At 66.1% G+C, this 14,074-nt stretch carries 14 protein-coding genes; 6 read left to right on the forward strand and 8 right to left on the reverse strand.

Features of this window, described 5'->3' with window-relative positions:
• Nucleotides 1-33: 33 nt before the first annotated feature.
• On the forward strand, nt 34-888 hold the full coding sequence (locus BHE01S_RS27500; protein ID WP_042269466.1) for an NRDE family protein: 855 nt from the start codon (nt 34-36) through the stop codon (nt 886-888).
• A gap of 70 nt (nt 889-958) precedes the next feature.
• Here the strand turns inward: BHE01S_RS27500 and BHE01S_RS27505 are convergent, their stop codons facing one another.
• From BHE01S_RS27505 to BHE01S_RS27540, 8 genes are all read right to left on the reverse strand, one after another.
• On the reverse strand, nt 959-1,840 hold the full coding sequence (locus tag BHE01S_RS27505; protein WP_042269468.1) for an SDR family oxidoreductase: 882 nt from the start codon (nt 1,838-1,840) through the stop codon (nt 959-961).
• Nucleotides 1,841-1,930: 90 nt separating this feature from the next.
• Nucleotides 1,931-2,929, reverse strand: coding sequence for an NADP-dependent oxidoreductase (locus BHE01S_RS27510; protein WP_042269470.1), 999 nt, complete (start codon nt 2,927-2,929; stop codon nt 1,931-1,933).
• A 110-nt stretch (nt 2,930-3,039) separates the two neighbouring features.
• A complete protein-coding gene (locus tag BHE01S_RS27515) occupies nt 3,040-3,567 on the reverse strand; it encodes a PaaI family thioesterase (protein WP_084069303.1) in 528 nt (175 codons plus the stop codon).
• Nucleotides 3,568-3,575: 8 nt separating this feature from the next.
• Nucleotides 3,576-3,878: a Dabb family protein gene (locus BHE01S_RS27520; protein WP_042269581.1), complete on the reverse strand. Its 303-nt coding sequence runs from the start codon at nt 3,876-3,878 to the stop codon at nt 3,576-3,578.
• A gap of 194 nt (nt 3,879-4,072) precedes the next feature.
• Nucleotides 4,073-5,251 carry an acetyl-CoA C-acyltransferase gene (locus BHE01S_RS27525; RefSeq protein WP_042269472.1) on the reverse strand — a complete coding sequence of 393 codons (1,179 nt, stop codon included), beginning with the start codon at nt 5,249-5,251 and terminating at the stop codon, nt 4,073-4,075.
• 53 nt (nt 5,252-5,304) lie between these two features.
• On the reverse strand, nt 5,305-5,940 hold the full coding sequence (gene pncA, locus BHE01S_RS27530) for a bifunctional nicotinamidase/pyrazinamidase (protein WP_042269474.1): 636 nt from the start codon (nt 5,938-5,940) through the stop codon (nt 5,305-5,307).
• A gap of 46 nt (nt 5,941-5,986) precedes the next feature.
• Complete coding sequence (locus BHE01S_RS27535; RefSeq protein WP_042269582.1) at nt 5,987-8,068, reverse strand: 3-hydroxyacyl-CoA dehydrogenase NAD-binding domain-containing protein; 2,082 nt, start codon at nt 8,066-8,068, stop codon at nt 5,987-5,989.
• Nucleotides 8,069-8,311: 243 nt separating this feature from the next.
• Nucleotides 8,312-10,000: a 3-(methylthio)propionyl-CoA ligase gene (locus tag BHE01S_RS27540; protein ID WP_042269476.1), complete on the reverse strand. Its 1,689-nt coding sequence runs from the start codon at nt 9,998-10,000 to the stop codon at nt 8,312-8,314.
• A gap of 166 nt (nt 10,001-10,166) precedes the next feature.
• Here BHE01S_RS27540 and BHE01S_RS27545 point away from each other — a divergent pair, with 166 nt between their 5' ends.
• From BHE01S_RS27545 to BHE01S_RS27565, 5 genes are all read left to right on the forward strand, one after another.
• Complete coding sequence (locus BHE01S_RS27545; RefSeq protein ID WP_042269478.1) at nt 10,167-11,765, forward strand: protein adenylyltransferase SelO; 1,599 nt, start codon at nt 10,167-10,169, stop codon at nt 11,763-11,765.
• 50 nt (nt 11,766-11,815) lie between these two features.
• On the forward strand, nt 11,816-12,235 hold the full coding sequence (gene msrB, locus BHE01S_RS27550) for a peptide-methionine (R)-S-oxide reductase MsrB (RefSeq protein ID WP_042269481.1): 420 nt from the start codon (nt 11,816-11,818) through the stop codon (nt 12,233-12,235).
• Between the two features lie 112 nt (nt 12,236-12,347).
• The gene (locus BHE01S_RS27555; protein WP_042269484.1) at nt 12,348-12,881 is read left to right on the forward strand and encodes a septation protein A; all 534 of its coding nucleotides are present in this window, start codon (nt 12,348-12,350) and stop codon (nt 12,879-12,881) included.
• On the forward strand, nt 12,878-13,186 hold the full coding sequence (locus BHE01S_RS27560; RefSeq protein ID WP_042269485.1) for a BolA family protein: 309 nt from the start codon (nt 12,878-12,880) through the stop codon (nt 13,184-13,186). Before BHE01S_RS27555 ends, BHE01S_RS27560 begins: the two co-directional genes overlap by 4 nt.
• A 62-nt stretch (nt 13,187-13,248) precedes the next feature.
• Nucleotides 13,249-14,028, forward strand: a complete 780-nt coding sequence (locus BHE01S_RS27565) for a peptidylprolyl isomerase (RefSeq protein ID WP_042269489.1) — start codon at nt 13,249-13,251, stop codon at nt 14,026-14,028.
• The last annotated feature ends 46 nt before the right edge of the window (nt 14,029-14,074 follow it).

Here is a 14,074-nt window from a genome sequence, read left to right on the forward strand (position 1 = left end):
GGCCCCACTCCCGACCCTGCAAGGGCCAACTGCATGTGCCTGATCGTCTTCGACTGGCGTCCGCGCGCGAGCGCCGGCGCGCTCTTCACGCTCGCGGCCAACCGCGACGAGTTCCTGCGCCGCACCGCCGACCCGCTGCACTGGTGGAACGCCTCGGACGACGTCACGTCGCCGGGCAGTTCGGCAACGGGCGTGCTGGCGGGCCGCGATCTCGTGGGCGGCGGCACCTGGCTCGGCATGACGCGCAGCGGCCGCTTCGCCGCGCTCACGAACTATCGCGCGCCGAACGACATGCGCCCCGACGCGCCCACGCGCGGCACGCTCGTCTCGCGCTGGCTCACCGGCGCGCAAGGTCTGCCCGATACGCCGCTCGGCTATCTCGACGAGATCGCGCGCTCGGGCGATCTCTACAACGGCTTCAACCTGATCGTCGGCGACTGGGCGCGGCGCGAAATGGCCTGGTACTGCAATCGCGCGGACCGAGCACCCGCCTTGCTGCCCGAAGGCACGCACGGCATTTCGAACGCCGTCCTCGACACGCCGTGGCCCAAGCTCGTGCGCAAGCGCGCGGAACTCGCGCAACTCGCAGGGGGCGACGCGCAAGTCCCGCTCGCGCGGCTCGTGGACATGATGCGCGACCCGCAGGTCGCGCCCGACCGCGAGTTGCCCGCCACGGGCATTTCGCTGGAACGCGAACGCGCGCTTTCCGCGGCATTCATCGAAACGCCCGATTACGGTACGCGCGGCACCACGGCGCTGCGCGTCACGCTGCGCGGTGCCCTGCTGGACGTGCAAGCGCTGGAGCGCAGCGACGACGACGGCTCGCACCGCGTCGTGCGCCCGGGCGCCTTCGAGCGCCGCGAGACTTATACGGTCGAAAGAGGCTGAGCGCGTTTCAGTCGCCCGTGCCGAACGCCGGGCGCAGCGAGTGGCATGGCACGGACCCCGTGCGCCGCGTTTATTGCGGCGCTTGCCTGACTTCAGGTTTGAGCGAGAGCGGATCGGTCGGGTTGCGCAATGTTTCGATGTCCTCATGACGCAGTTTCACCGAAGGGAGAATCTGCGGATGCGTGAGGATATAGAAGCGCCCTTCCCGCACGGCGTCGAACGTCGCCTTCGCGACGTCGCCGGGCGTGAGCTTGCCCGAACGCACCGCGCGCTGCAACTGCAGATCGGCGGCTTGCTGCGAGCGCGTGGGCGGCGCGTCGTTGCGCAGATCGTCGGGGCGGCTGCGTCCGGCATTTGCAATGCCGGTGGACACGAACGCCGGACATAGCAGCGAGCAGCTCACCTTGTCGGTCACGTTCTTCAGGTCGTGATAGAGCGTTTCGGTGAGCGACACCACAGCATGCTTCGACGCGTTGTACACGCCCATGGCGGGCGGCGAAAGCAGCCCCGCCACCGAAGCCGTGTTGACAATGTGCGCGCGCTCGCCCTGCGTGAGCATCGCCGGCGTGAAGCTGCGCACGCCATTGGCCACGCCCATCACGTTCACGCCGAACACCCAGTCCCAGTCCTTCGCACTGCTTTCCCACACGAAGCCGCCGGTGCCGACGCCCGCGTTGTTGAAAAGCAGATGGACTTTGCCGTAGGTGTCGAGCGCAGCCTTTGCAAGTGCGTCGACCTGGGCGGCATCGCGCACGTCGGTGCGTACGCCGATGACCTGTGTGCCGCCTTCGCGCAATGCATTGACGGTTTCGTCGAGCAGCCCCTGATCGACATCGGCGAGCACGAGCTTCATGCCGAGCGCGGCGGCCTGCTGCGCGAACGCGCGGCCAAAGCCGCTTGCCGCGCCCGTGATGACGGCCACGCGGCCGTCGAACTCAAACGGTTCGGACATTGCGAATCCTGCGGTGAAGGTTACGGTGAATACTGCGCATGGAGAAGCGCAAGCGCCCTTTCCGGGCGCTTGCGCTAAACGGTGAAACGGTTAGATCAGCTTGACGAGCTGCTTGCCGAAGTTCTGGCCTTTGAGCATGCCGAGGAACGCGCTGGGCGCGTTCTCGAGCCCCTCGGCGACGGTCTCGCGATACACGAGCTGTCGCTTCGCGACGAGCGTTCCCAATTCCGTCAACGCCTGCGGCCACACCTCCATGTGCTCGCTCACGATAAAGCCCTGCACGAGCAGGCGCTGCGTGAGCAGCAGTTGCGGATACTTGAGCGGCATCGGCTCGCCGTCGTAGCCGGCGATCATCCCGCACAGCGCGATGCGGCCGAACGCGTTCATGCGCGCGAGCGTCGCGTCGAGCACCGCGCCGCCGACGTTCTCGAAGTAGCCGTCCACGCCGTCCGGCGTCGCGGCCTTGAGGTCCTGATAGAGATTGCCGGCCTTGTAATCGACGCATGCGTCGAAGCCGAGCGTCTCCACGACGTAGCGGCACTTATCCGCGCCGCCCGCGATGCCCACCGCGCGGCAACCCGCGCGCTTCGCGAGCTGGCCGACCACGCTGCCCACCGCGCCGCTCGCCGCGCTCACGACGACGGTTTGCCCCGCCTTCGGCTCGATGATGCGGTTCAGGCCGTACCACCCAGTGACGCCCGGCATGCCCACCGGCCCGAGGTATGCGGAAAGCGGCACATGCGTCGTATCGACGACGCGCAGGTCGCGGCCGTCCGAGGTGCCGAACTCCTGCCAGCCGAACATGCCCACGACCTTGTCGCCGACCTTGAACTTCGCGTTGCGCGACTCGACCACTTCGCCCACCGTGCCGCCGATCATCACCGAGTCGAGCGGCTGCGGCGCCGCGTACGACTTGCTGTCGTTCATGCGCCCGCGCATGTACGGGTCGAGCGACAGGTAGTGGTTGCGCACGCGCAGTTGGCCATCTTCGAGCGGTGCGAGCGGCGCCTTGACGAGGCGGAAGTTGTCGACGCTCGCGGCGCCTTCCGGGCGCGAAGCGAGCAGGATCTGGCGATTGGTCTGGGTCATGGCGTCCGTGTTGCTTTGTTGGGCGCGGCGAGGGGTGTACGCCTGCCGCGCAAAAAAAACAGCAATCGGGTGCGTGCGGGCAAAGCCCCCGCACGTGCCCGATCGCGCGATTAACCGTCGCTCGGGCCGGGCCGCGCGCTGGGGTCGCTGCGCAGACGCTGACGCGTCACGTCGCGGCCCACCGCAAGCCGGCGCATGTACTTGAAGGTGCCGAGCGCCTTGGCGACGAAATGGCCTTCGCTGTCGCGAATCTCGCCTTCGCAATAGGCCATGGTGGTGGAACGGTGCAGCACGCGGCCGGTGGCGCGCAATTCGCCGCGCCCCGGCTGCATGAAGTTCACTTTCATTTCGACGGTGACGACGCCCACGCCGTCGGCGGCGACGCTGCGCGCCGCCATGGCGAGCGCGATATCGGCGAGCGTCATCGTGACGCCGCCGTGCGCGACGTCCCACGTATTCAGATGCCGTTCGGCGAGCGGCAGCACGACTTCGCTCGCGCCGTCGCGCGCGCTCACGAGTTGCGCGCCGAGATGCTCGACGAAGGGACTCTCGATGATCGTGAGCGACGCTTGCGGCTGTGGTGCGTCTTCGCCTTTTGGCGCGCCGCCGCCCTGCGATTGATCTGCGGTGCCGGTCATGATGCGCTTCAGACCACGTAATCCACGCACTGGCGCGACTCGGCCACGAGCTTCGCGAACTGCTTCACGACGAGATGCTCGGGGTGGTCCTGATAGCCGTCGAGCGCGGCCTGATCGGCAAAATCGGCAATGAGCACGAGGTCGAACGTGGAAGCAAGGCCCGGCTCGGCCACACCGGCTTCGAGGTGCAGCGTGCCCGGCACGAGATCGCGGCAGCCTTCGAGCAAGGCCTTGAACTTCAAGACATTCTCGGCACGCGTCGCGCCTTCGGCCGACTCCTTGAACTTCCACATCACGATATGACGAATCACGAACTCACCTCGTTCAGTCTGCATGGGAACAGGCGCCGCACCGTGCGCGCGCCGACAGCCGTCATGATACCCGCAGCAGTTCGAGCGCGAGAGCGGTCCGGCGCGCGTATGGCGCGCGTATGGCGCGTATGGCAGCGGGAAAACGATGAAATCGCGAGTGCGGGCAGCGGGCATGTCCACTGCCGCACCGTGCATCACACGACTTCGAAGAGGCCGGCAGCGCCCTGCCCGCCGCCGATGCACATCGTCACCACGACAAACTTCGCGCCGCGGCGCTTGCCTTCGATAAGCGCATGGCCCGTCAGGCGCGCGCCCGACACGCCATACGGGTGACCGACGGCAATCGCGCCGCCGTTCACGTTCAGGCGCCCGGCGGGAATGCCGAGCTTGTCGCGGCAATACAGCACCTGCACCGCAAACGCTTCGTTCAGTTCCCACAGGTCGATGTCCTCGACCTTCAGGCCCGCTTGCCTGAGCAGCCTGGGCACCGCGAACACGGGACCGATGCCCATCTCGTCGGGCTCGCAGCCCGCCACCGCGAAGCCGCGGAAAATGCCGAGCGGCTGCAGGCCCTCGCGCTCCGCGACTTTCGCGTTCATCACGACGCAGGCACTCGCACCGTCCGAGAACTGGCTCGCGTTGCCGGCCGTGACGACGCCGCCCGGCATCGCCGTGCGGATCTTCGCGACGCCTTCGAGCGTGGTGTCGGCGCGAATGCCTTCGTCGGCTGCGATCGTCACTTCCTTCGTGACGAGTTGGCCCGTCGCTTTGTCGGCTACCCCGGCGAGCACCGTCATCGGCACGATTTCGTCGTTGAAGAGACCGGCAGCCTGCGCGGCCGCCGCGCGCAACTGCGACTGCACGCCGTACTCGTCCTGGCGCTCCTTGGAGATTTCATAGCGCTTCGCGACGTTCTCAGCCGTTTGCAGCATGCTCCAGTAGATTTCGGGCTTGTGCCGGTTGAGCCAGCCTTCGGCCATCATGTGGCGGTTCATCTCGTTCTGCACGCACGAGATCGATTCCACGCCGCCCGCGACGAACACGTCGCCTTCCCCTGCGATCACGCGTTGCGCGGCAAGCGCGATCGTCTGGAGTCCGGACGAACAGAAGCGGTTCACCGTCATGCCCGGCACGCTCACGGGCAGGCCCGCACGCAACGCGATCTGGCGCGCGATGTTCGCACCCGTTGCGCCTTCGGGGTTCGCGCAGCCCATGATCACGTCTTCCACGCGCGCGGGGTCGATCTTCGCGCGCTCGACGGCGGCTTGCGTCACGTGCCCGCCGAGCGTGGCGCCGTGCGTCATGTTGAAGGCGCCCTTCCAGGATTTGGCGAGGCCCGTGCGGGCGGTCGATACGATTACGGCTTCGGTCATACGATGTCTCCTGCTACGAATATTGATTCCAGAGGATGTCTTTGCCTGGACGTTCAAGCGGACAATGCCAGCACCCCGGCCGATTGCGCGCGCTTCACGCCGGCGGCAAGCAACTGCCGCCACGCGGCGGCCAGCGAGCCGTTCAGGTCGATGGCGCGCGAGGCGTCTTCGATCAGCACGGTTTCGAAGCCCGCTGCGCGCGCGTCGAGCGCGGACCACGCCACGCAATAGTCGGTCGCGAGGCCGCAGCAGTACACGCGCCTCACACCCACGTCGCGCAGATAGCCCGCGAGGCCCGTAGGCGTCTTGCGGTCGGCTTCGAGAAACGCCGAGTAGCTGTCCACGTCGGCGTGATGGCCCTTGCGGATCACCGCGCGCGCATGCGGCACGTCCAGGTCGCGATGCAGCGCAGCGCCTTCGGTGCCCTGCACGCAATGCACGGGCCACAGCACCTGCTCGCCGTAGGGCAGCGCCGTCGTCTCGAACGGTGCGCGTCCCGCGTGGTTGGCCGCAAACGAAACGTGCTGCGCCGGGTGCCAGTCCTGCGTGAGCACCACGTTGCCGAAACCCTGCGCGAGCCGGTTCGCGACCGGCACGACTTCGTCGCCGAGCGCGACGGCAAGCGCGCCGCCGGGCATGAAGTCGTACTGCAGGTCGATCAGCAGGAGCACGTCGTTTGCGCTTCTCATGATGTTCGTCCGCCTGTTCGTCCGCTTTTGCGTCCGTAAGTGATGCTCAATTGAACGTACCGCCACGGGCAGCCAGCTCGACGATCGAAGGCGCAACCTCCCAGGCCTCGCCATTGCGCTGCTGCGCGTAGCGGCGAATCGCGCGCTCGACGTTGTAGAGACCGACCGTGTCGGCGTACAGCATCGGGCCGCCGCGCCACAGCGGGAAGCCGTAGCCCGTGAGATAGACCATGTCGACGTCCGACGCCTTCGAGGCGATGCCCTCTTCGAGAATCTTCGCGCCTTCGTTGACGAGCGAGAACACGAGACGCTCGACGATCTCCTCGTCGCTGATCTTGCGGCGCTCCACACCGGCTTCCTTCGAGTACGCCACGATCATCTCGTCGACGAGTTTCGAAGGCAGTGCGTTGCGCTCGCCCGCCTTGTAGTCGTACCAGCCCGCGCCGGTCTTCTGCCCGAAGCGGCCGGTCTCGCACAGACGGTCGGCGATCTTCGAGTACTTCATGTCCGGGTGTTCCTGATAACGGCGCTTGCGAATCGCCCAGCCGATATCGTTGCCGGCCAGGTCGCTCATACGGAACGGCCCCATCGCGAAGCCGAACTTCTCGATCGCCCGGTCCACCTGCGTGGGCAGTGCGCCTTCTTCGAGCATGTAGAGCGCCTGACGCACGTACTGCTCGATCATGCGGTTGCCGATGAAGCCGTCGCACACGCCCGAAACCACGGCCGTCTTGCGGATCTTCTTCGCGACCTGCATGACGGTGGCGAGCACGTCCTTGCCCGTTTCCTTGCCGCGCACGACTTCGAGCAGCTTCATTACGTTGGCAGGACTGAAGAAGTGCAGACCCACCACGTCGTGCGGGCGCTTCGTGAAGGCCGCGATCCTGTCGACGTCGAGCGTCGAGGTGTTCGAGGCGAGGACCGCGCCAGCCCTGGCGACTTCGTCGAGGCGCTTGAACACCTGCTCCTTCACGCCGAGTTCTTCGAACACCGCTTCGATGATGAGGTCGGCTTGCCTGAGGTCGTCGTAGGAGAGCGTCGGGCTGATGAGCGCCATGCGCGCTTCCACCTTCTCCTGCGTGAGCTTGCCCTTCCTGACCTGCGCTTCGTAGTTCTTGCGGATCGTGGCAAGGCCGCGATCGAGCGCTTCCTGCTTCGTTTCCAGCAGCGTGACGGGCACGCCCGCGTTGAGGAAGTTCATCGTGATGCCGCCGCCCATCGTGCCCGCGCCGATCACCGCGACCTTCTGGATCTCGCGCGTGGGCGTGCCCGACGGCACATCGGGAATCTTGCTCGCCGCGCGCTCGCCGAAGAACGCGTGCCGCAGCGCGCGGCTTTCCGGCGTCTGCACGAGTTCGAGGAAGCATGCGCGCTCGAACCCGAGGCCCAGGTCGAAGCCCTGCTTCACACCCGCCGCGACGGCGTCGACACACTTCACTGGCGCGGGGTAGTGCTTCGCCATCGCGCCAACGGTGTTGCGCGAGAACTGCAGGAAGCCTTCGGCGTTCGGATGTTCGATTTTGCGGTTGCGCACGAGCGGATGGGGTCCCGGCTTGTCGGCCGCCTTGCGCGCGAACGCGACGGCTTCTTCGAGCAGATCGCCTTGCGCCATGGCGTCGAAGAGCCCCGATGCCGCAAGCTTTTCGCTCATCACCGGCGCGCCCGTGACGATCATGTTGAGCGCGGCTTCGAGGCCGATCGCACGCGGCAGACGCTGCGTGCCGCCCGCGCCCGGCAGAATGCCGAGCTTCACTTCGGGCAGTGCGATCTGCGCGCCGGCAGCGGCGACACGGTAGTGCGCGCCGAGCGCCAGTTCGAGACCGCCGCCCATGGCCACGCTGTGGATCGCGGCCACGACCGGCTTCGCGCTCTTTTCGACTTCCTTGATGACGGTGTGGAGCGTGGGCTCCTGCAGCGCCTTCGGCGTGTTGAATTCGGTGATGTCCGCGCCGCCCGAGAACGCCTTGCCGGCGCCCGTGATCACAATGGCCGCGACGCCCGGATCGCTCGCGGCGCGCGCGAGGCCCTCGACGATGCCTGCGCGGGTCGAGTGCCCGAGGCCGTTGACGGGCGGATTATTGAGCGTGATGACGGCGACGCCGTCGCGAGTCGTGTAGTCCACTGCCATTTGCCTGCCTCCATGCTTGCGGGCCGCGAGGTGCGTCGTCGGCTTCATTGTCCGACATTCCCGGTCAGCAGGCAGAATACCCAAAAAAGAACGTTCGTTCAATTTTTTGCTGCGCTGCGGACACCAGGGTTTGTACCGAACGCACGAATCCAGCGGATCGGCGGGCAAAAGCCGGCAGAAAAAACGCAGCCAGATGGCTGCGCCGGAGAACCTTGCGCGGCCGCGCGGGCGGCCCGGGGCGGCTTATCCGCGCTTCGCGGCGTCTGGCGCCGGATCGAACGGACAACCCTCCACTGCGAGCGCAGTCGGCAACACGTAAGCGCGGAACTGCTCGCGCAGCTTGAGCTTTTGCAGCTTGCCCGTCGCCGTGTGCGGCAACTCGTCGACGAACACGGCGTCGTCGGGCAGCCACCATTTGGCAACCTTGCCTTCGAAGAAGGCGAGCAGCTCTTCACGCGTGAGCGCGGCGCCGGGCTTCTTCACCGCGACGATGAGCGGCCGCTCGGTCCAGCGCGGGTGCGCGCAGGCAATGCACGCGGCCTCCGCGATGGCCGGGTGCGCCACTGCGATGTTTTCCAGATCGATCGAGCTGATCCACTCGCCGCCCGACTTGATCACGTCCTTGCTTCGGTCGGTGATGTGCAGGAAGCCGTCGGGGTCGATCGTGGCGACGTCGCCCGTGGGGAACCAGCCGTCCACGAGCGGCGAGCCGCTTTCCTGGTGGAAGTAGCGGTCGATCACCCAGGGCCCGCGCACGTGCAGGTCGCCGAATGTCACCCCGTCCCACGGCAGCTCCCGCCCGTCCTCGCCGACGACCTTCATGTCCACGCCGAAAATCACGCGGCCCTGCTTTTCGAGCAGCGCGCGCTGCGCCTCGCGCGGCCGCTTCGATTGCTCCCAGTTGAGTCTCGAAAGCGTGCCGAGCGGCGACATCTCCGTCATGCCCCACGCGTGGATCACCTGCACGCCGTACTCGTCCTCGAAGGCGCGCAGCATGGCGGGCGGGCACGCCGAGCCGCCGATCACCGTGCGGTTGAGCGTGGAGAAGCGCACGCCCGCGCCGCGCATATAGGCGAGCAGGCCGAGCCAGACAGTCGGCACGCCGGCCGAGGCGGTCACGCCTTCGGCCTCCATGAGTTCGTAGAGCGACTTGCCGTCGAGATCCTTGCCGGGCAGCACGAGCTTCGTGCCCGCGAGCGGCGCCGCATGGGGAATGCCCCACGCGTTCACATGGAACATCGGCACGACGGGCAGAATCGCGTCGAGCGCGGAGAAGCTCATCGCATCGGGCAGCGCCGCCGCGTATGCGTGCAGCACCGAAGACCGGTGCGTGTAGAGCGCCCCCTTCGGGTTGCCCGTGGTGCCGGAGGTGTAGCAAAGGTTCGAGGCGCTGCGTTCGTCGAGTTCCGGCCACGTGTAGCCGCCGTCCTGCGCGGCGAGCAGCGTTTCGTAGCAGAGCACCTGCGTGCGCATTGGCGGCCGGTGCGACTCGTCGCACAGCGCGATCCAGCCGCGCACGTTCGGACATTGCGGCGCAAGCGTGTCGACGAGCGGGGCGAACGTGGTGTCGAACAGCACGTAGCGGTCGTCGGCGTGATTGACGATCCACGCGATCTGCTCGGGAAAGAGCCGCGGGTTGATGGTGTGACACACGGCGCCGAAGCCGGTCACGCCGAAATAGGCTTCGAGGTGCCGGTAGCCGTTCCAGGCGAGCGTGCCCACGCGTTCGCCCGGCGCCACGCCCAGCGCGATGAGCGCCTGGGCGAGCTGCTTCGAGCGCGCCTCGCACTCGCGGTAGGTGTAGCGATGAATATCGCCCTCGATGCGGCGCGAGACGATCTGCGCGCTGCCATGGTGGCGCGCCGCATGCGCGATCAACGACGGGAGCGTGAGCGGCACATCCATCATCTGTCCCAGCAGCGGCGCACTCATCGTTTGCAGTCTCCTCGGTTGATCGGCATTCTGTGTCGTATCTTGCGCGTCTGGATTTCGCGTTTGTCTTTCGCGTATCGGGCCGGCACGCCGGCAAGCTTCGAACGTGCTCCAGCACGCCGCCGGGTGCGGACTTACAATATCGAGTATTCAACAGGCCCTCAATATGTCGTTTTCACCAGGCACTACCGACTCCCAAGGCGGCGCGTCCGCTGCGCACACGCCCGCCACCGGTCCGCTCGCCGACTTCGAGCGCGCATTGACCGTGCCGCGCGACGATGCCTTCGCCACACTCGGCGCCCGCTTTTACACGCGCCTGCCCGGCGCGCCGCTGCCTGCGCCGTACGTCGTCGGCTTCTCGAAGGCCATGGCCGCGCAACTCGGGCTCGATGCATCGGTTCTCGCCGATCCCGCGTTCGCCGGGTTCTTCAGCGGGAATTTCACGCGCGAGCGCTCGCCTTCGACCATGTCGCACGCAACGGTCTACTCCGGCCACCAGTTCGGCGTATGGGCCGGGCAGCTCGGCGACGGCCGCGCGCTCACGCTCGGCGAGGTCGAGCACGAGGGCAGGCGCAACGAGGTCCAGCTCAAGGGCGCGGGCCGCACACCTTACTCGCGCATGGGCGACGGCCGCGCGGTGCTGCGTTCGTCGATCCGCGAGTTTCTGTGCTCGGAGGCCATGCATCATCTCGGCATTCCGACCACGCGCGCCCTCACGGTGATCGGCTCCGACCAGCCCGTGCGCCGCGAAGAGATGGAAACGGCTGCAGTCGTCACGCGCGTGTCGCCGAGCTTCGTGCGCTTCGGCCACTTCGAGCACTTCTATTCCCACGACGACGTAGACGCGTTGCGCGCGCTCGCCGACCACGTGATCGCGCGCTTCTATCCGCGGCTGCGCGATGCCGACGACCCGTACCTCGCCCTGCTCGACGAAGCGGTGCGCAGCACGGCGGCGCTGATGGTCGAGTGGCAGGCCGTAGGCTTCTGCCACGGCGTGATGAACACCGACAACATGTCGATCCTCGGCCTCACCATCGACTACGGTCCGTTCGGCTTCATGGACGGCTTCGACGCCAACCACATCTGCAATCATTCGGACTCGCAGGGCCGCTACGCGTACCGCATGCAGCCGCAGATCGCTTACTGGAATCTCTTTTGCCTCGCGCAGGCGCTCGTGCCGCTGTTCGGCGCGCACTACGACATCGCCGACGAAAAGAAGCGCGGCGAGCGCGTGGTGGCCGACGCGCAGGGCGTGCTCGAACGTTTCAAGGGGCACTTCGCGCCCGCGCTCGAAGCGCGCATGCGCGCGAAGCTCGGCCTCGAACACGAGCGCGAAGGCGACGACGCACTCGCAAACAAGCTGTTCGAAATCATGCATGCCAACCGTGCCGATTTCACGCTGACGTATCGCCATCTCGCGGGCGTCTCGATGCATGACGCGAGCGGGGATACGCCGGTGCGCGATCTCTTTCTCGATCGCGCCGCCTTCGACGCCTGGGCCGCCGACTACCGCGCGCGCCTCGCGCACGAAACACGCGACGACGCCGCGCGCGCCGAAGCGATGAACCGCACGAATCCGAAATACGTGCTGCGCAATCACCTCGCGCAAACGGCGATCGAGCGCGCCGCGCAGAAGGACTTCAGCGAAGTCGAACGGCTCGCCAGGGTGCTCGAGCGGCCATTCGACGAGCAGCCCGAGCATGCGTCGTACGCAGGGCTGCCGCCCGACTGGGCGAGTTCGCTCGAAGTCAGTTGCTCTTCGTGAGCGCGCCCCCATCTATTTGATCCTTGTTTCCCTTCCGACAGGAACCCGACATGAGCCAGGACGACCACAACTCCCCTTCCTACCCCGGCTACAAGTCCGACGAGCAATGGCGCGAGCAGCTCGACGAAGGCCAGTACCAGGTCACGCGCCATGCGGCCACCGAGCGCGCCTTCACGGGCAAGTACTGGGATCATTTCGATCGCGGCGTGTATGACTGCGTGTGTTGCGGCACGCCCCTCTTCGAGTCCGACACGAAATTCGACGCGGGTTGCGGCTGGCCGAGCTACTTCCGGCCGATCAACGGCGAGGTGATCGAGGAGAAAACCGACCGCACGCACGGCATGCTGCGCATCGAGGTGCGCTGCAAGAACTGCGGCGCGCACCTCGGCCACGTATTCGAAGATGGTCCGGCCCCGACTGGCCTTCGGTATTGCATCAATTCGGCTGCGTTACAATTCGAGCCCAAGTAAACGCTTGGCAAGGCCGCCCCGCGCCCCGCGCGGGGCGCCGCTGGGTAGTCCGGGGCCTTGAAAGCGTCGTGCCCCTTTTGCCGGGCTCATTTCGTCAACTCTCAGGCCGATAATGAAATTCCTGTTTGATCTGTTCCCGATCATCCTCTTTTTCGTCGCCTTCAAGCTGTGGGGCATCTTTACGGCTACCGCCGTGGCGATTGGAGCTACGCTCGTGCAGATCGCGTGGGTGGCGTTCCGTCACCGCAAGGTCGACCCGATGCTGTGGCTTTCGCTCGGTATCGTCGTCGTGTTCGGCGGCGCCACGCTGATGCTGCACGACGAGACCTTCATCAAGTGGAAACCCACCGTGCTCTACTGGGCGTTCTCGGTCGTGCTGCTCGTTTCCCAGGTGGCATTCGGCAAGAACCTTATCGAAGCGATGATGGGCAAGCAAATCACGTTGCCGCCGCGCATCTGGACACAGTTGAACTTTGTCTGGTCGATCTTCTTCGCGCTGCTCGGCATTCTCAATCTCTTCGTGGCGTTCCACTTCTCCACCGACGCGTGGGTCGACTTCAAGCTCTTCGGCGCGACCGGCATCCTCGTGGTGTTCATCGTCGGCCAGAGCCTGTGGCTTTCGCGTTACATGAAGGAGGAAGAATGAGCGACGTCTTTCTCAACGCCAGCCCCGCCGAGCGCATGGCGCTCATCGAAACGCGCCTGAGTGCGGCGCTTGCGCCCGTTTCCATCGACGTGCGCGACGACAGCGCGCAGCACGCCGGACACGCGGGTGCCGCCGCCGGCGGTCACTATCATGTCACGATCGTTGCGCCCGCATTCGCGGGGAAAGCCCGCGTGGCAAGGCATCGCATGGTGTATGATGCGCTGGCCGAGGCCATGCAGCGCGGCATTCACGCACTCGCGATCACGGCGCTCACGCCCGAAGAAGCCGCGGCGCTGCCCCGGTAGGCCCCACGTTAGATTTCGTTGTTATTGTTCGCCATTTTGGTTCGCCCCGTTAGGACTTTCCGATGACCTTGAAGAAAACCCATCTTTGGGTGTTGCTGGCTGCGTGCGCGGCGGCTCCCGCCTTTGCGCAGAACATCGCCGTCGTGAACGGCACGCCGATTCCCAAAGCGCGCGCCGATGCACTGGTCGAGCAGCTCGTGCATCAAGGCCAGCAGGATTCGCCGCAGCTGCAGATGGCCGTGCGTGAAGAGCTCGTGAATCGCGAAATCCTCATGCAGGAAGCCATCCGCGAAGGCATTCCGAACAAGCCGGACGTCAAGGCGCAGATCGCCGTGGCACAGCAAACCGTCGTGCTGCGCGCGCTGATCGAAAACTTCGTGAAGAACAATCAGCCGAGCGACGCCGAAGTCAAGGCGCGTTACGACCAGTTGACCAAGGATGCGGGCGGCAGCGAATACCACCTGCACCACATCCTCGTGGACAACGAGCAGCAGGCCAAGGACCTCATCGCGAAGATCAAGGCCGGCGCCAGCTTCGAAGACCTCGCAAGGCAGTACTCGAAGGACCCAGGCTCGGCCAAGAACGGCGGCGACCTCGACTGGTCCGATCCGAAGGCTTATGTGCCGGAATTCGCGGCTGCGGCCACGCACCTGCAAAAAGGCCAGATGACCGATACGCCGGTGCACACGCAGTTCGGCTGGCACATCATCCGCGTGGACGACATCCGCCCGGTCACGCCGCCGCCGCTCGAGCAGGTGCGCCCGCAGATCGTCCAGCAGATCCAGCAGGAAAAGCTGCAGGCGTTCGAAGAGAATCTGCGCAAGCAAGCGAAGATTCAGTAAGGCTGCACGCGGCTCTGAGTGCTGCGAAAAAAACCCCGCGACCGTC

It is taken from the genome of Paraburkholderia heleia NBRC 101817, from assembly GCF_000739775.1.
GTDB lineage: Bacteria > Pseudomonadota > Gammaproteobacteria > Burkholderiales > Burkholderiaceae > Paraburkholderia > Paraburkholderia heleia.